The 16782-nt window shown below is 54.1% G+C and carries 23 protein-coding genes; 21 read left to right on the top strand and 2 right to left on the bottom strand.

Going from position 1 to position 16782, the window contains the following annotated elements; all coding sequences use genetic code 11:
- The first annotated feature begins 1 nt into the window (after position 1).
- Genes DK872_RS00775 through DK872_RS00715 form a run of 13 tightly spaced genes read left to right on the top strand, consistent with a single transcriptional unit; the run spans position 2 to position 9080 of the window.
- On the top strand, positions 2–1393 hold the full coding sequence (locus DK872_RS00775) for a DUF1073 domain-containing protein (RefSeq protein WP_161517884.1): 1392 nt from the start codon (positions 2–4) through the stop codon (positions 1391–1393).
- Positions 1323–2192: a phage minor head protein gene (locus DK872_RS00770; protein WP_237656146.1), complete on the top strand. Its 870-nt coding sequence runs from the start codon at positions 1323–1325 to the stop codon at positions 2190–2192. The genes DK872_RS00775 and DK872_RS00770 overlap by 71 nt, the downstream gene beginning before the upstream one ends.
- Before the next feature lie 18 nt (positions 2193–2210).
- Complete coding sequence (locus tag DK872_RS00765; RefSeq protein ID WP_161517883.1) at positions 2211–3410, top strand: DUF2213 domain-containing protein; 1200 nt, start codon at positions 2211–2213, stop codon at positions 3408–3410.
- Positions 3410–3937, top strand: a complete 528-nt coding sequence (locus tag DK872_RS00760; RefSeq protein ID WP_161517882.1) for a hypothetical protein — start codon at positions 3410–3412, stop codon at positions 3935–3937. Before DK872_RS00765 ends, DK872_RS00760 begins: the two co-directional genes overlap by 1 nt.
- Before the next feature lie 14 nt (positions 3938–3951).
- Positions 3952–4902, top strand: coding sequence for a DUF2184 domain-containing protein (locus DK872_RS00755; protein ID WP_007374698.1), 951 nt, complete (start codon positions 3952–3954; stop codon positions 4900–4902).
- 2 nt (positions 4903–4904) lie between these two features.
- On the top strand, positions 4905–5258 hold the full coding sequence (locus DK872_RS00750) for a hypothetical protein (protein WP_161517881.1): 354 nt from the start codon (positions 4905–4907) through the stop codon (positions 5256–5258).
- Positions 5259–5287: 29 nt separating this feature from the next.
- On the top strand, positions 5288–5710 hold the full coding sequence (locus DK872_RS00745) for a DUF4054 domain-containing protein (RefSeq protein WP_161517880.1): 423 nt from the start codon (positions 5288–5290) through the stop codon (positions 5708–5710).
- Positions 5707–6174 (top strand): hypothetical protein, encoded by a 468-nt coding sequence (locus tag DK872_RS00740; RefSeq protein WP_161517879.1) that lies wholly within the window; start codon positions 5707–5709, stop codon positions 6172–6174. The genes DK872_RS00745 and DK872_RS00740 overlap by 4 nt, the downstream gene beginning before the upstream one ends.
- Positions 6175–6176: 2 nt before the next feature.
- Positions 6177–6596: a hypothetical protein gene (locus DK872_RS00735; protein WP_161517878.1), complete on the top strand. Its 420-nt coding sequence runs from the start codon at positions 6177–6179 to the stop codon at positions 6594–6596.
- Entirely contained in the window at positions 6596–7120 is a 525-nt protein-coding gene (locus DK872_RS00730) for a hypothetical protein (RefSeq protein WP_161517877.1), read from the top strand. The genes DK872_RS00735 and DK872_RS00730 overlap by 1 nt, the downstream gene beginning before the upstream one ends.
- Before the next feature lie 8 nt (positions 7121–7128).
- Complete coding sequence (locus DK872_RS00725; protein ID WP_161517876.1) at positions 7129–8283, top strand: DUF3383 family protein; 1155 nt, start codon at positions 7129–7131, stop codon at positions 8281–8283.
- A gap of 6 nt (positions 8284–8289) precedes the next feature.
- Complete coding sequence (locus tag DK872_RS00720) at positions 8290–8694, top strand: hypothetical protein (RefSeq protein WP_007374705.1); 405 nt, start codon at positions 8290–8292, stop codon at positions 8692–8694.
- Positions 8694–9080, top strand: a complete 387-nt coding sequence (locus DK872_RS00715) for a hypothetical protein (protein WP_161517875.1) — start codon at positions 8694–8696, stop codon at positions 9078–9080. Before DK872_RS00720 ends, DK872_RS00715 begins: the two co-directional genes overlap by 1 nt.
- A gap of 197 nt (positions 9081–9277) precedes the next feature.
- On the opposite strand, the gene DK872_RS00710 is transcribed toward DK872_RS00715, so the two are convergent.
- Positions 9278–9649, bottom strand: a complete 372-nt coding sequence (locus DK872_RS00710; protein WP_035943390.1) for a helix-turn-helix domain-containing protein — start codon at positions 9647–9649, stop codon at positions 9278–9280.
- A 72-nt stretch (positions 9650–9721) separates the two neighbouring features.
- Positions 9722–9982, bottom strand: coding sequence for a type II toxin-antitoxin system RelE/ParE family toxin (locus DK872_RS00705; protein ID WP_161517874.1), 261 nt, complete (start codon positions 9980–9982; stop codon positions 9722–9724).
- 170 nt (positions 9983–10152) lie between these two features.
- Between DK872_RS00705 and DK872_RS00700 the strand changes: the two genes are divergently transcribed.
- The 8 genes from DK872_RS00700 (at position 10153) to DK872_RS00665 (ending at position 16781) form a co-directional block, all read left to right on the top strand.
- On the top strand, positions 10153–11850 hold the full coding sequence (locus DK872_RS00700; RefSeq protein WP_161517873.1) for a glycoside hydrolase family protein: 1698 nt from the start codon (positions 10153–10155) through the stop codon (positions 11848–11850).
- 2 nt (positions 11851–11852) lie between these two features.
- Positions 11853–12497, top strand: a complete 645-nt coding sequence (locus DK872_RS00695; protein WP_161517872.1) for a phage baseplate protein — start codon at positions 11853–11855, stop codon at positions 12495–12497.
- Positions 12494–12784, top strand: coding sequence for a hypothetical protein (locus DK872_RS00690; RefSeq protein ID WP_161517871.1), 291 nt, complete (start codon positions 12494–12496; stop codon positions 12782–12784). The genes DK872_RS00695 and DK872_RS00690 overlap by 4 nt, the downstream gene beginning before the upstream one ends.
- Positions 12777–13667, top strand: a complete 891-nt coding sequence (locus tag DK872_RS00685; RefSeq protein WP_161517870.1) for a hypothetical protein — start codon at positions 12777–12779, stop codon at positions 13665–13667. Before DK872_RS00690 ends, DK872_RS00685 begins: the two co-directional genes overlap by 8 nt.
- Complete coding sequence (locus tag DK872_RS00680) at positions 13664–14266, top strand: Gp138 family membrane-puncturing spike protein (RefSeq protein ID WP_161517869.1); 603 nt, start codon at positions 13664–13666, stop codon at positions 14264–14266. Before DK872_RS00685 ends, DK872_RS00680 begins: the two co-directional genes overlap by 4 nt.
- 61 nt (positions 14267–14327) lie before the next feature.
- Positions 14328–14678: a hypothetical protein gene (locus tag DK872_RS00675; protein WP_161517868.1), complete on the top strand. Its 351-nt coding sequence runs from the start codon at positions 14328–14330 to the stop codon at positions 14676–14678.
- The gene (locus DK872_RS00670; RefSeq protein WP_161517867.1) at positions 14678–15892 is read left to right on the top strand and encodes a baseplate J/gp47 family protein; all 1215 of its coding nucleotides are present in this window, start codon (positions 14678–14680) and stop codon (positions 15890–15892) included. The genes DK872_RS00675 and DK872_RS00670 overlap by 1 nt, the downstream gene beginning before the upstream one ends.
- On the top strand, positions 15879–16781 hold the full coding sequence (locus DK872_RS00665; RefSeq protein ID WP_161517866.1) for a DUF2612 domain-containing protein: 903 nt from the start codon (positions 15879–15881) through the stop codon (positions 16779–16781). The genes DK872_RS00670 and DK872_RS00665 overlap by 14 nt, the downstream gene beginning before the upstream one ends.
- Position 16782: the final 1 nt, after the last annotated feature.

Genomic DNA, 16782 nt, shown 5'->3' with positions numbered 1-16782 from the left:
GATGAGCAATAACCAGTACGGCGGAAAACCGCGTATTCGCGTGACCTCTGACGGGCTAATGAACGTCATGACCGGCATGGGTACAGATCGTGACCGCCGCATGTTTAACCGTTTTCAGTTCGGCATGATGCAGGATTTTGGCGAACTGGAAGCCGCGTATATCGAAAACTGGATCGCCCGCGACATCATTGATATTCCGGTTGACGACTCAACGCGCGAGTGGCGGGAATTTGCCGCTGACGACGCCACAGCCATTCGTGAGGCAGAAAAGGCGTTTAATGTTCAGGGGGCGACACAGGAGGCCTTCAAGTGGGCTGGGGTATATGGTGGCGCGGGTGTGCTGATGATCACTGATCAATCGTTCGATGCCCCATTGGACATGAAAAGAATCAAAAAGGGTTCACTGCGCCGTTTGCTGGTGCTTGACCGCATGTTTATCAATGGCCAGCAATTCAACGTCACGAATCCCCTGGAAGAAAATTACATGCTGCCGGACTACTACGTGGTTAACGGTGGTACTCAGCGCATTCACTACAGCCATTTCGTCAAAGCACCCGGCGCACCGTTGCCTATGCGTTTGCGCATGATCAACGGTGGCTGGGACGACAGCCGTCTGCGGCGCTGCCTTGAGGACGTCAAAGATGCCGTCAGTGCAAAGGGCGGCATCGCGGCGCTGATTCAGGAAGCGAACATTGATGTTATCAATCGTGAGAACCTCGCCTCCGATCTGTCCTCTGGTGATATGGATGAGTCGATAGCCCGCCGCTACAACATTTTTGGCATGATGAAATCCCTTTACCGGCTGGCGCTGCTGGACAGTAAAGAAGTTTTTGAACGCAAGCAGATCTCGTTCGGCGGACTGGGTGAAATTCTTTCATCCCTTATGGAATGGACATCCGGTGCAGCGGGCATCCCGATGACACGATTATTTGGTGTTCAGTCCAAGGGGATTGGCGACTCCGGCCAGGGCGATATGAACAACTACTACAACACCATCAGGGGCGGACAGGAATCAAAGTACCGGCCATTTCTGAAACGCATTGATGAAGTCCTGATCCGCTCAACGCTGGGCACCATGCCGGACGGACTGGATTTTGAATTCTCTCCACTGGCGCAACCGACCGACACCGAACTGTCAGCGCAGCGACTCGCTGACGCACAGGCAGATGATATTCGTCTGCAACAGGGGGTAGTGAAACCATCTCAGGTAGCGCGAAAACTCATGGAGCAGGGGATCTATGGTATCGACGAATCTGATATTGCCGACATTGAGGCAGACGAAAAAGCCGAGCGAGGCGGCGATTATCAGTTCCGGCTCGGCAATGCTGGCGGAAATCCTGAAGAAGACGCCACCACGCCGACGGGCACCACTGAGACCGGCGAGGCAAACTGACGAAACTGAACGTTACTACAATGGGCAGTTGCGCGATATTGTCCGGCAAATGGCGCAGGCGATTGATGAAGCACTGATCCCGGTACTGCGCCGTGAGTACACCGCCGACAGCCGTTTAACCGATATCATCATGACCTCAATTCGGCAGGCGGCGGACCGGTTCTTCTCTGTTGCGTTTGGCGCAGCAACAGAAAAACTCGCTCAGCGCGTCGTCAGCCGTGCCGACTCTGAAAGTTCAGCGGTGTTTGTTGAGCAGATTAACCGCGCGCTGGGCGTTGACATGACCGGCCTGATGGTTAATGGCGAGCTGGTGGATTATTTCGACGCATCGGTAGAACAGAATGTTGCACTGATCAAATCGCTGTCATCAGACTACTTCGACGACATTCAGCGGCAGGTCATGGACGGTATTTTGCGGGGCGACTCGCTGACCACGATAACCCGCAATCTGCAAAACACCACCGGCGCGACATACAACCGGGCAAAACTCATCGCCCGTGACCAGACCGCGAAAATCCGTAGCGACATCACACGCCAGCGCCAGCAGCAGGCAGGCATTGACCGGTTCCGCTGGTCAACGTCTCAGGATGTGCGCGTCAGCGGCAACCCTGCAGGGCGATATCCGAAAGCGAAAATCAAATGCTTTAACATCGCCAGGCAGGATGTGGGCTACGGACCCGGCGTTTATCTCTGGTCAAAAGGTGCAAGCTTTAACGGCGAAACCGGCCTGTTTCCCGGGCGTGCGCACATTAATTGCCGTTGCACTCCCACCCCACTGATACAGGGTCTCGATTACTAACCATCTGGAGTAACACGCATGCGGATCACAGTCCGTGACCGCGTGGCCTTCCCCGTCACATCCCAGCGCGAAATCACACCTGAGGGCTATCTCAAAGTCCCTGGGCGTGTTGCCCGTTCCGGTATTCAGCAGTATCTGGCCGCCGAACTGGGGTTAACGGACAGGCCACCCGGTCAGATCGTTAATGTTTATCGTCCGCCAGAAGAGGTTTTTAAACCTCAGAGCCTGACGAGCTACGACAACAAAGACGTCACCATTGATCACCCCGATGACCTCGTGGACTCCGGGACGTTTAAAGAGGTGACTGCTGGCCACGTGATTTCGCCGGGCCGCCAGGATGGCGATTTCGTTGTTGTGGATCTGCTGATCAAAGACCAGGCCGCGATTGATGCCATTGACCGTGGTAAGGCGGAACTGTCAGCCGGTTATACCTCCGAGTATGACCAGACCCCCGGCACGGCGCCGGATGGCACCCCGTACGAGTTCATTCAACGGGACATCACTATCAACCACATCGCACTGTGTGACCAGGCCAGGGCCGGGCATCTGGCGCGATTGTTCGACCATAAACCAACGGGAGCAAAGCCCATGCCATTTAAAGTTGTTCTGGATTCAGGCGTGCGGGTGGAAGTGGCTGATGAGGCAACTCAGCAGTTGATCCAGACCACCATCGACAACCTGAAAAAACGCGTGAAAGACGCGGAGGAAGAAAAAGAGAAGGCCGAAGCTGAGAAGGATTCGGCAGAGGAAGAGCTGGAAAAAGAGAAGGCCCAGTCAGACGCCAAAGACGAAGAGATCGAGGAACTGAAAGAGAAAACTTCCGAAGATTCGATTTCTAAACGCGTGGCGGATTTGCTGGCGGTACGCGACTCAGCCGTGAAGGTGGCGGGTGCCGGTTTTACCTGCGATGCAACCGATCCTCTGAAAATCAAACGTGCTGCGCTGGATGCCGCGGGTATCAAGTGCCGCAAATACGAATCGTGGGACAAAGCACCTGATGCGTATGTCACGGCTTATTTCGATGCGGAAGAAGGGCGCAAAGAAAACGATGACGACGATGAAGAGGACGATCCGGACAGCAAGCAGCGCTCCGATGACTCGCTCTTTAATTTCAGCCGCGATATGCGGGGCGCGAAAACCACCGGGGCGCAGGCGACCCGTGACAGCGTCCGTCAGTCCTGGCTCGATAAACGCTACGGCAAACAGGAGGCCAAATAATGGCTATTGCTCAGAACAATTTCACGCTTTATCGCGGCAAGGCGTACGAGGGGCAGATTTCCACCACTGACGTGGTTGAAGTGGTATCGCGCGTTGTTGAATCTGCGCTGGTTCCGTTTGGCCGTGCGGTGATCCGCGGAACCGCTGCCCGCTCATGTGCGCCGGTGACTGCCGTCACTACGGCAGAGGATATTATCGGGTTTTCCGTCCGCTCTCTGGCTGAATTCAGCAACAGCTCACCCACAAATCCGGATGCCTATGCAACGGGTTATCCGGTGAGCCATGTCGCTTCCATTTTGCATCGTGGTCCCATGTTCGCGCTGTGCGTGGATGGGGCTAACGCGGGTGATTCGGTGATCGTTATCACTGCGGCCGGTGACAATCTGGGGCGTTTATCCGCCGGGTCCGCTGCGGGGGTGACGCTCAATTTTGTCCGCTGGGTTGATGATGTGGTTGCCGGTGAAATTGGTGAAATCCGCGTTGATGGCGTTCTTGCTGCTCCTGCTGCTCCTTCCGCTGGCAATTAATAAAGAGGTTAATAATGAAGCGAAAATTTTCTGACGCTGCTGTTTTCGACGTGTCACCGGTCGCGGCGCTGTCGTTCCTGATCCAGCAGGCCGCGTATGTCGAAGCGGAGATCTACCGGCTGGAGTATCCCCAGTTCAAATATGGCACATTGCTGCCGCTGGATAACAGCGCGCCGGACTGGGCAAAAATGGTGGTGTTCCGCGCGATTGATGCCCGCGGTGAATTGCAGGTGCTTGGTCCGAACAGCACCGATGTGCCGACCGTTGATATTGCGATGTCGCAGGGTTTCAAAGAAATCACGACCGCAGCACTGGGTTACACCTATTCTCTGGAAGAGATCGGCTTTGCCATGCTGAACAACGTTAACCTGGACGCCGAACGCGGGCAGGCAGTACGTGATGTCGTTGAGCAGGGGCTGAACAAAATCTATCTTCTGGGCGATAAGGGCGTAGGAGAGGGGCTTTATAAAAGTCCTAATGTTGGCGTGGAGTCGGCATCGTCCACCCTGGCCGCACTGGTTGCCGCAATTCCAACCTATGGTGCGCAGCCGATTATCGATTTCTTTGGTAATGCTTATAACCAGGTCTATCTGGAAAATACGCTGACCGTTCATCGACCAAACGGATTTGTGATCCCGTCTGAGCAGTTCCAGTTGCTCCAGCGAACCCTGCTTTCAACCGCAAACGCCAGCAACGTTACCCTGCTCGAATTCCTGCGCCAGAATTTCCGCGATATGGAGTTTGAAGACGACATTCTGCTGAAAGGCGCGGGTGCAGGTGGAACCGATCGCATGATGGTCTATAAAAAAGACCTCCGAGTGGTCAAAGGGCACGATGTGATGCCGCTGCGTTTCCTGGCTCCGGCCACGGCGGATAACATCAACTTCAAGGTACCGGCGCTGCTGCGTACCGGCGGGACGGAATGGCGTATTCCGAAAGCGGCTCATTACGTGGATGGGGTGTAACAATGGCTGAACTGTTTAATCTTCATACTGCGCAGTTGACCGTCACCGATGCAGTGACTGGCAAGCGCATCACCATCCAGCGCGGCCATTCTGCTCTGGTGGCGGGTGATTTCCGCGATCACCTGTTTGTTAAGGCTAAATTGTTGCGTGCGGAGCATGACGAGAGCGACGAGACGTTGGCGCAGCAGAATACCAGTGAAACGGCAGTGGATATCGCCGCGTTGCGCACCCGGTACGAAGAGGTGCTGGGCAAAAAGGCTCCATCGGCGGCTAAAGCAGAGACACTGCAAAAGGCCATCGACGAGGCGCTGACGCAACAGCCCGATCCCTCCGGCAGTACTTCTGAAACCGAATAAACCCCGTCCTGGTGACGGGGTTTTGCTTTATGGGGGTAACGATGGAGATCACTACGCAAATTGTGACCGATTTCCGGACGTATTACCCCGAATTCGGCGACGTGGCGTTGTGGCCGGATTCTGGGGTGATTACCGCACTGGCAGAAGGAGATGCAGAAACCGGCAAGCGCTGGGGCATCTATCCAGACGGTCGGGTGGTCAGCATCAAAAAGCGCGGCATGTTCGCGTTTGCTGCCCACAGACTGGTGATGCGTAAACGTTCCGCCGGGGGAGACGTTGGTGCCGCTTATGCCATTTCTGGCAAGTCTGTAGGTGATGAATCCACGTCGTTCGCTGTGCCGTCGGTGACGATGGATGATTTGACCATCAACGGCGATTTGCCGTTGACAGCGTACGGTGTGGAATTTATGCGCCTGCGTCGCCGTGCAGGCACCGGGGGACTGATGATATGAAAATCAATGCAGAAGTGCATGGCGGCAACAAAATCGCCCAGAAGCTGAAGCAGATTCAGGACCGACTGGCGGCAAAACGCCGGGTGCTGGTGGGATTACCCGCTGGCTCCGGTAACTACGAAGACGGCGCGCCGTTGGTGGTTATTGGTGCGGTGCAGGAATTCGGCTCCGCAAACGGCCTCATCCCCGAACGCTCTTTCCTGCGTGTCCCTTTGCGCCAGAATCAGGACAACATCAAAAAGGGCTTCCGCGCCCTCTCAGGAAAGGTTGCTCGTGGAGAAATTACGGCATTCCAGATGCTCGACCAGATCGGTGCCCGGGCGGCGGGGTATTGCCAGGACGCAATCAGTGCTGGCATTGAGCCGGCAAACGCACCATCAACTATCGCCCGCAAGGGATCTGCAACGCCACTCATTGACACCGGAACATTGCGGCAGGCTATCACCCATGTCGTGGAGGATTAACGATGTTCGGAAATGGTCTGGATATGAACGGCCATATCGATTCGACATTCAATTCTCCCGTTCCCGGTGGCGTGCGAATAATCCGGGCCGGTGCAGGTGGTTACACCGGACCCGGCGGGCGATGGGCGGATTCGCCGGGTGAAACCGTCGAACTGACGCGCGTTAACATTCAGCCTGCGAAGTGGAAAGACATGCAGATGCTGATTGGCATGGGTGGCACGGTGAATCCACAGGATGCGCGGGTCATTCATATCAACGACGGCGTGAATTATCTCTGGCCGGACGACAACGGGAAATTTGCCGATTTGCTCGAGTTCAGCGACGGACAGGTGATGCGCCAGTGGCGGGTGATGTCCTGTGACAATCGCCCGTGGCGAAATTTCTGCCGCGCGGTGGTGGAACGATACCGGGGGACGGGCTGATGGAACGCATCGACGAGCTGTATACCGTTTTTCAGGAACTGGTGGCACTGGCATCGGGTGTGGATACCGTCATTCTGGCCGACCAGGGCCGTGATGCGCCAGCCGGGCTTTATGCCACCTACAAACCCATCCCGATCCGTGCATACGGCTGGTCGCAGCGGCGACGAGATCTCATTCCGGCAACGGAGGAAGCCGATACATCGCTGGGGCAATGGCAGGATCTGCGTGAAACGATAGTCACTTCAATGGAATTTATGTTGTCGGTGAACATCCTCAATGAGGGCGCGGATACAGCCATTCTGCGATTGCATAACGCCAATTTTCGCCAGCCGGTGAGTGAATTCCTGTACCGCAATGATATTGCGTGGCGTTACGTCAGTGCGTGCAGGAATCTCACCGGAATATTACAGGCGGGGATCCAGCCGCGCTGGCAGGCAGATATCCATCTGTTTATCGAACACACCCTTTCTTACGAGCTGCTGTGCGCGGCAGGGTTCAATATTCAATTTATCAATGAGGGGTAAACCTCCCTATGGCTTATTCAGTCGATAATATTATCCCCATCAACCTGCTGTTGAGTCCGGCTGGCCTGGGGTATGCGGATTTTTCGAGCGCACTCGTTTTTGCTGATGCTGCCGATCTGGTTCAGGGGGCGGTGTTTGCGGCTGATACTTTTCGCGATTACGGCTCTGTAACAGACGTGGCGGCGGATTTCAAAACTGACAGCGACATTTACCGCATTGCCACCCGCTATTTCGCCAACGTGCCTAAACCGCCGACCATTACGGTATGGATGAAAAACGAAACCGACACGCTGCTGGAAATCATTAACAGCGCGAACGATCGACTCTGGCGCTACCATTACTTTTTCAAAAACGCAGACGTGACGGCGGCCATGTTACCGGATTTGTCCGACTGGTCTGATGCCGCCAGCCATCCATTATGGTTCACGTTCAGCGATGACAACATCATCGACCAGAGCACCACGGATGATGTGATTTCTACCCTGAAAGCCAAAGGCAATCGGCATATGTTCGCCGGGTACAAATCAGCATCCTCAGTGACCGCTGACGCCTCTCAGGCGTACGCGATGGTGCAACTGGCCGCGGCGTTCCACAAGTTCCGTCCGACGGGCGACAATACTGCCATCACGGGCGAGTATCAGGTATTGCCTGGTATCAGCGGTGACGATCTCACGACCAGTGCCTATAACGCGCTGAAAGCGAAAAATGCGGTGTTTTTTACACAAATCGAACTGGCGGGCGAAACCGACAACAGCCGCGTAATTAACAGCAAATCGATGTCGTCTTATGGCGAGTTTATCGACGACGTGATCAATCTGGATGTGCTGAAAAACCATATTCAGGTGGATGGCTATAACTACATCGCTAACGCTGGTTCAAAACGTGCGCTGACGCCGCGCGACTATGCCGGATTGCTGTCTGCCATCACGGCTACCTGCAAACGTTTTTATGATAACGGTGTGCTGGGTTCGGGGTCATACGTCGATCCCGACGATGGTCAGACGAAAACGGCGCAGTTTGGTTTTGTGCTGCGGTCCTCCCCTGAAGATGTCCTCAGCCTGACATCCAGCCAGCGCAAACAGCGCGTTTATCCGCCCACTTCCCTGATGGTCATTCTGTCGCGCGCCGGGCACGTGGCTGAAATCAATATCACCGTGGAGTAATACATTATGACAATGAAACGGTATGGCGCTGACGGAGCCAATTTAACCGTGTTCGGTATTCCGATTGACGATTTCGGCGACACAGATCCACCGATCACGATTGAGGATCTGGAGCCGCGCGCCACTCTGAAACGCGGTATCGGTAAAACGTCGGTACGCCTGGACAGCCAGACGCGCCCGAAGCGCCTCACCATTAACCTGATCCCCGGTTGCGATCAGGTGCGCCAGATTCTGGCAGTGGCAAAAACGGGCGTGGATGCTTCCTTTACGTTTTTCCAGACAGGCACGGCAGAAACCGTCATGGGGTTTGATGGCGTTCTGGTGAACCGTGGCTCAATGGGGCGCGGTGGTAAAACAAGCGTCAGTGACGAGCAGTTTATTTTTGAATTTGCAGACAGTGAGGAAACGTGATGGGACGCAAAATTGAAATTGAAATCGATGGCGCGACGTACAGTGGTGTGACCGCATCGGCAAAAGACCAGGTGGAAATGTTGCAGATTTCCGCGCAGGCTGGCCTTCTGCCGCTGTTGGGAGAGGGGGTGACCCCGATGGGCATTACCGTTGCTATGGCTTCGCTGGATGGCGTGAAAACAGCCCGGCTGAAAGAACTGTGTATCGTGAAAGGCAAAATTGTTCGCGATTCTGATGGTGTACCGGTGGCTGAAAATCTCTTTCAGGACGCCGCGCATAACTTCCTGCTGTTGCTCGGCCGCGCGCTGAAGGAGAATGTCGGCCCTTTCTGGCAGCTCAGCGAACAGAGCGAAAACGGCGCAGGGGCAACGCCGACCATTCAGTAACTGTCAAAGACTGGTTTCTGTGGCGTCCATGTGTGGGGGCGGGTGATGCCTGTCCGCCACTGGCGAAATGGTCGGATATGCTCGACGGGACGTATGCGATAGACGACGTGCAGGCAATGCACAATGTGCTTGATGATCTGATTGAACAGTTTGAGAGACAAAGAGAGACGAGATAGCCCGGCGCTCCGGGCTATCTGTTACAGAATCAACTGTTCCGGTTTGCAACCATACAGTTCGGCCAGTTTATTTCTGGTGCGTTTCTGTGGTCTGGTGTCCGGTGATTCGAGTTGTGAAACCGCTGCCTGAGTGATGCCGAGGGAATCGGCAACTTCTCGTTGGGACAGCCCACGGAAGATTCTCCACGCCGCCTGAATACTCACGTCCTGATCGATATGGATGCTAACCACTTCATGAGGAATGGTGACGTCATCATCGTCAGCCGCGCTGTACGGGATGCTCTCATAAAGGGAGTCATCCTCAGAGTTTTTAATCAGGCGTTGATAGAGTTCGTATGGGATCACGGCGTACTCGGGGTTACCGTTTCTGTCGTGTATTACCTGTATGCTCATATGTCACTCCAACATTTAATTTCGGTTGGCGAAATCTCTTTAACTCAGGGATTCAGGCGGGATAACCCCGCCTCAGTATGTTGTTGATGTTCTGCGTTTGACTTCGAGTATCTCGCAAACTCGTGGTGTGCCGTCGATTAACTCAAAGATAATGCGGTAATCGCCAACCCTTAACCTGTACTGCTTGCCAGATGATTCGAGTTTTTTCAGATCCAGTGTCACATCGGGAAAGTCAGTCAGTTCGCCCACTTTGTCCTTGATGCGTTTACGGTATCTGATGTCAATCGCTGCGAGTTGTTTTAGCGCCCGTTTTGACCAACTAACCTGAACCATAACCCCTCAGTTTTTAAAGAGCCATACCGTCTTGGTATAAGAGAATAATAAGAAAATAAGTCTTAACCGTCAAGGTGAAACCTTATTTACTTATTATTATCTTATGTGAGCCCCATTTTTAACTCGTACTCGCTTCTTTTTGCGGGTTTTTTTGTACCAGGAGAACAGTAATGGCGGAAAACGCTGGAACCATTGATTCCCTGTTGGTCTCGCTTGGCCTTGAAACTGATGCAAAATCATTCGAGAAAGGCGCCACCGCCATAAAAAGCGTCACCGATGGAATGCTTCAACTTGCCGCCATTGCTGGTGTTGGGATGGGCATGAAAGCGCTCACCAGTGGTGTTGCTAATTCTGCACTGGAAATGCAGCGCCTCAGCAATAATACCGGTTTTACGATCCGCCAGATTCAGGGGCTGGAGATGGCTATGCGACGGCTTAATCTTTCTCCTGATGCTGCGCACGATATCGCTAAAATGATCCCCGATTTACAGCGCAAAGCCCGGTTCGGGGAACTGAATGATAAGGCGTACTGGAACGGTGCGTTTAACCCTGGCGAATTCGCGAATATGGCTCCGGATCAGGGGCTACAGTATCTGTCCGATGCTTATCAGAAGATGAATCGCGACCAACGGGCATTCCTGCAGGAAGGGGCTGGTCTGGGGCGTGACTCACCGATTACTCGTCTGCTGGAAATGGGGCCAAAATTCCTCAGTGATTCACAGGCAAAATCAGACGCAAACCCGTATAAAATTGATGCTCAGTTATTAAAAAACTCTCAAATATTTAACGACGAAATGGCAGATTTAAGCCGCAATTTTGAGGTGCTCGCTTACTCAATGGGCAGTAAATTGTTGCCGATCGTTAATTCAGTTCTTGATGTCATTAATAGTTTTATTAAAGAAAACCCCGGTGTTTCACAGGCTCTCCTTACGGCAGGTGGTGTCGCAGGCACCGCTGGCGCTTTGAAAATCGGCGGGCGCCTGCTTGGCTTTGGTGGTGGCTCTTCTTCTGGCTCGGGGGGCGGGTGGTTATCCCGATTTCTTCTCAATCCATTTACCGTTGGCGCCGCAGCGGCGATTACCCCCGGAAACGCCTTTGTTGATGAGAAAGATGCTCGCGCCATGAGTAACCCTGCACTTAACCGTGGGCGCTCTGATGGTGGAGGCGTCACTCCTTATGAGGCGTATTTAAGACAAAAAAAAGGCGGTGATCTTCATGGCGCGATCGATAACCCAAACGCCCGCGCCTATCTGGATGCCATTTCACGCGCTGAGGGAACCGCCGCCCTTCCTGGTGGTGGCTATAACACGATGTTTGGTGGTGAACAGTTCGGCGATCTGTCTGACCATCCACGGGTATTGAAACCATTCCGGCAGACAGACGGAACAATGAATCAGACATCGGCAGCCGGGCGTTATCAGTTCACGCAAACATCATGGGATGAGGCGGCGCAGGCGCTGGGTCTCACCGACTTTTCACCACGAAGCCAGGATATGGCGGCCCTGTGGCTTATCCAGCGGGCGGGGCAACTGGATAATGTCCTCAGCGGTGACTTTATGACGGCGACAAACCATCTCGGTGGTGTCTGGGCGTCGCTGCCGTCATCTCCCTATGCTCAGCCCAAACGCAGCCAGGAGGAAATGGAAAATTACTATATGCCGGATTATGTCCAGCGCCGCAGTCAGGCACCCTATAACCCGTCAGTCAGCCGCTCTGAGTCGTCGCAGCCCGCGCAGGTTACCCAGCGAAACGAGTTTAATATTTCTGGTCTGGGGCTGGATGAAAAACAGGTAAGGCATGTTGCAGAGGAAGTGGTCGTTGAAGCTGCGAACACGCTGGAGCGTTCATTCAATAAAAACAGAGGGTGATCATGTCAATCGTCGGCGTGTTCAATAAGTCCCGCCCGGAAATAGGCGGGATTTTTTTTGACGCAATACTGGAGGAGACCAGCGAGCTGCGGACTGACGTTAGCGAATATCTGCTGGAAAATGGACAGACGGCAAATGACAACGCCGTAACGCGACCGATGACGGTCACGATGACGGTAGCGATCTCCGACAACCCGGTTAAGGCGCTGACGGCACAGGCAGGGGCTTTTTCTACTGTCGCAGGGGTTGGTGCTGGCGTTGCAACTGGTGCCGTCGGCTCGCTGTTGGCGGGCGGTGCGGCTGCGTTGGCCGGGCTGGCATCCTCCGTTGGTCTGACGCTTGCGGCATCGGGTACAAAACGTTCGGAATCGGCACTGCTGGATCTGCGTAATTTGCAGGCTAAAAAACAAATACTGACGGTCGTAGGAATTAATTCCGCCTACGACAACTTGATCATTACCAACACCCGAGTGCAGAAAAGCAAGGAAAACGAGGGCGGACAGGAAATTGTCGTCGAAATGCGCGCACTGTTGATAAAGAACCGGAATGACAGCCCGGCCACGATAAACAGCAAACTTCCTGCAGGTGACTCAGTGGCCACACAGGGGCAGGCGAACGTGCATTTGGGCGAGGTAACCCCGCAATGAAAACCATTCCCCTGACGGCGAGCCTTGCCGATTTTTCTTTTACCACAACGCTCAACGATTCGTTGCTTCAGTTCAATATCCGCTGGCTGACGCGGTACGGCTATTTCGTGGTGGATATCCGGAATGCCAGTAATGAGCCGATCACTCTGGGGCGCGGTCTGCACGTCGGAGTGAACCTGCTGGCAGGTCTGAACAGTACTATCGGCAAGATCGTGCTGGAGGGTGAAAAGCCCACGGTCGCCAATCTGGGCGTAACAAATAACCTGAACTGGTATCCCAATGACTAAATTATTTGGACGCGCATATCATCTGGAAATTACGTCAGCGGAAGGTAATAAGCTGATTTGCGACCCGCCAGCGCAGGTTCGGTTCCTCATTACCAACATGCCACAGGACAGCGTGGCGACAGCCATGATCATGATTTATGGCGTCTCCAGTGAATACCGGCAGCTTATACAGCGCTGGGATAAAAAGCGCCTCCGCTATGGAACGGTGCGCCTGTCCGCCGGGTACGATGAATCTTCAGGTGAAATTTATACCGGGCAGATAAACAGCGTCGAAGTGGGGCGGGACGGTGTCAGCGTCTATTTACGGCTCAACTGCTGGTCAGTGATGTGGACTGAAGCGTCCACAGGTAAAACCTGGGGGGAGAAAGCGCGCGCCATCGAGATCCTTCAGGATGTGGCGCGTTCATTCGGGAAGCCGGTGCAGACGATAGGCGATTTTTCCGATTTGCCGGTTTTCAACCACGGTTACACAATGGCTTACACCTCCAGCCGCGCGTTCCTCGACAGAATGAAATCGGCGTGGCGCTATGACTGGTTATTGTCTGAAAACCGGACGGTGATCATCCGCGATGGGGCTACGCGTCCGACAACGTATGAAATCAATGTCGATAACGGCATGGAGGGCGCGCCGCGCTGGTATCAAAAAGAACTGGAGGTGGATGTTCGCATGAATCACATCATCCAGCCCGGAGACCTGATCAAAATCCGTTCTGATTTCTGGACCATCAACTACAGCGGCATGTACAACACGGGTCTGAATGACATGGCGAATATTCAGCGCCGCACGGGATCGTTTCGCGTACTGTCCACCACGCATCAGGGGGATTACTGGGGGGACGACTGGCGAACGACATTACGATGCTTATGGAGCACCGCTCAGTGAAAAACACCAATCCGTTATTCAGCGCTGTCCACTCTGCCGGGATGAGCATTATCAGCGACCTTATGATTGGTATGCCCGGGCATGTCATTGCCTTTAATGCTGACACGCAGCGTGCGCAGGTTGAGTGCGGCATTCAGCGCCAGATGTCTGATGGAACGCTCGAAACCCTGCCGCTGCTGGTTAACGTACCTGTCAGATTTTCAGGATCACCAGAGTGGGCTGTTTTCCATGAACTGCCCGCTGGCACAGAAGGGTATATCCATTTCAGCCAGCGATCGGTTGATGCGTGGCTGGATATGGGCGGACCTGCACAACCTGTCGGGCCTGGGATGTTCAGCGCCAGTGACGCGTTTTTCTCGCCCGGTTACCGCTCAGCAAAAACGGCCATTCCCGGATTGCCGTCCAGCGGGATCGGCATGAGCAATCGCGATGGTTCGGTTCGCCTCCATCTGACCGACGGCGGCATTATGCTGACGTGCGGCGGGCAAACGCTGGAACTTACCGAGAGTGGGCTGACACACAACGGTATCAACATCGGAAGCGACCACATTCATGGTGGTGTTGAGAAAGGCGGAAGTAACACCAATGGCCCACAGTGAATCCATCTCATTACAACTTCACGCCCTGGCATTTGCCGGGGTTTTTTATGGAGTCTGATCCGTGATCCGAAATTTTGTGGATGGCGATATTGTCACACATGGCGACCATTTCGCGACCGGGAAAGAGGCAACGCGGCAGGGCATTATCCGCCGTCTACGTTTGTTCCTCAGGGAGTATTTTCTTGATTCAACGGAGGGTACCCCGTGGTTTCAGAACATCCTCGGCAAAACACAGGCAGATATCGCTGCTGCCAGTATCAAGCAACGTATCCTGACCGCGCCAGGCGTTATCGGCATCTCTCAGTTTGAATTCGATATCGATCAGAAGACCAGAAAAATAACCGTTTTCGCCTCACTGGTGGACATCAATAACGAGCAATTCGAATTGTTCTTCAATGAGGAGATCATCTGATGGCGGAAATCACCAAAGATGGCGCGGTGGGTCAGACGCTGAATGCATATCTCACCGTAATGCGTCAGCGCTATCTGGATATTGATGATGGCTGGAATATTAACCCGGAATCACCTGACGGGCTGATTATTGCGGCATGGTGCGAAACGCTGGCAAATCTTGATGAAGGTGTTATTAACGCCTATCACTCTGCTGACCCGAATTCAGCGGTTGGCCAGCAACTCGATCGCATTGCGGCATTCGCGGGTATTACGCGGCAGGACTCCACGTTCTCCACGGCTACGGTGGTGTTCACTGGCACGCCGCTTGTGGAGATCCCCGCAGGCACACTGGTGCGTAACCGCATAACGGGGACGCTGTGGGCCACCGATACGACGGTCGCGACCAGTAACGCCGGAATCGCGACAGTAAGCGTGACGTGTACCACTGCCGGTGCGGAGGGAGCCAACAGTGACAATCTGTCGATCATTGCCACGCCGGTTGGCGGAATCACATCCGTTACTAATCCGGATTCCGCATCGCTGGGTGCGGACGAGGAAACCGATGATACCTTCCGGATCCGGCGCAATGAGTCTGTGGCGCTGCCCGGCAATAACCAGATTGACAATATTTATGCCGCGCTGGTCAATCTCGGCGGTGTAAAAAAGGTGAGGATTTATGAAAACGTCGATGATGCTCCGGATGAAAACGGCGTGCTGGGCCATTCGATGGCGATTTTCATTGATGGTGGTGCTGTGGATGAGATTGTGTCCACGCTGGCGGTGCGGAAAAACCCTGGTTGCGGGCTGAATCGCTATAACACGGGGATTCCGAACCAGATTAGCATCGATACAACAACGCCAGGCGGAAACCCCTTCAATGCGACGTTCTTCAGGCCGGAATATGTATCCGCTCATGTCCGTGTGGAAATCGTCTCTGATTCGCTGTCCGGCGCCAACGATGATGAAATCAAACAGGCAATCATCGATTACTCGCTGCAAGGCTTTCCTGAAACAAACGGATTCGCAAAGCAGGGGTTTCGTATCGGCGAAACCATCGGTGCGGGCCGCCTGTACACGCCAGTAAATAAAATTGTTGGCAGTGATGATTATGTTGCTGCGATCACCGTCGGGAGCAGCGCTGGCGATGTAACTCACGGCATCATTCCGATCGCTTTTAACCAGTTGGCCGTGTTCTCGATGGACGCGATTGAGGTGTCTTATGCAACACCGTAATAAGGCGCTGACGCGGGCTTACTGGCAGTACAAAAACGCGCCGAAACTGATTGCGCTGCTGCTGGCGCTGCCGGATATCGCGCAGGCCGGCATTGAGAATCAACTGGCAAAAATACAGGTCATGCTGGATATCGACAGCGCGGAAGGTGAGCAACTCAATATTTGTGGCCGCATTGCGGGGTACACCAAACGGCCGGTCGGGACATTTTACCCGTTATGCGCACCTGCGGCGGTGAGTGATGATCTTTTCCGCCGGATGATCAAAGCAAAAATATTTAAAAACAACAGCATCGCGACGATTGATGAAATCAAACGCGCTACTGATTACATCCTGAATACAGCCGCAAGGATCCTGGATGGCCAGGATATGACCATGCGTCCGGTATTTTTCGAATATCTGGATGTTGGTTCGCAAAAACTCGTTGCTGATTACGATCTGATACCCCGCCCGCAGGGCGTCGGGATGAGACAGGCCCGCACCCTGACTTACAGGCCTTTCGGTTTCGGCCAGCACTACAGCAATTTCCGCGCGCCGTTCTGGCACGGTGATGGCGTTAAATTTTATGCCGGGCTGCAACTGGGGCTTATCTGGTCCGGTGATGTTGTATCCGGCACGCTGACGGCAAATCCGGGTGTCACCGTTTCAGATATCGATGTGGCGATGATTTACACCGCATCCGGTATCAGCACTTTCCAGAGTGCTATCACGGATACAGAAGGGCGGTTTACCGTCACGCCGCCGGTCGCTGAGCCGTTCAGCGTCATTGCCCACGCGCAGGTCTGGACGCCGCTCTGCGAATGGGAAGACGTTGAGAGTGCAGAAGTAACAACGAACATTTTTCACAACGGGGCCGTGACACATAACGGCCTGCACACCCACAGAGGTTGAC

The sequence above is a fragment of the Kosakonia sp. MH5 genome (genome assembly GCF_009935945.1).
In the GTDB taxonomy this organism is placed as follows: Bacteria; Pseudomonadota; Gammaproteobacteria; order Enterobacterales; family Enterobacteriaceae; genus Kosakonia; species Kosakonia radicincitans.
The sequence above is the reverse complement of the archived record's forward strand: the minus strand, read 5'-3'. Positions and strand labels throughout refer to the sequence as shown.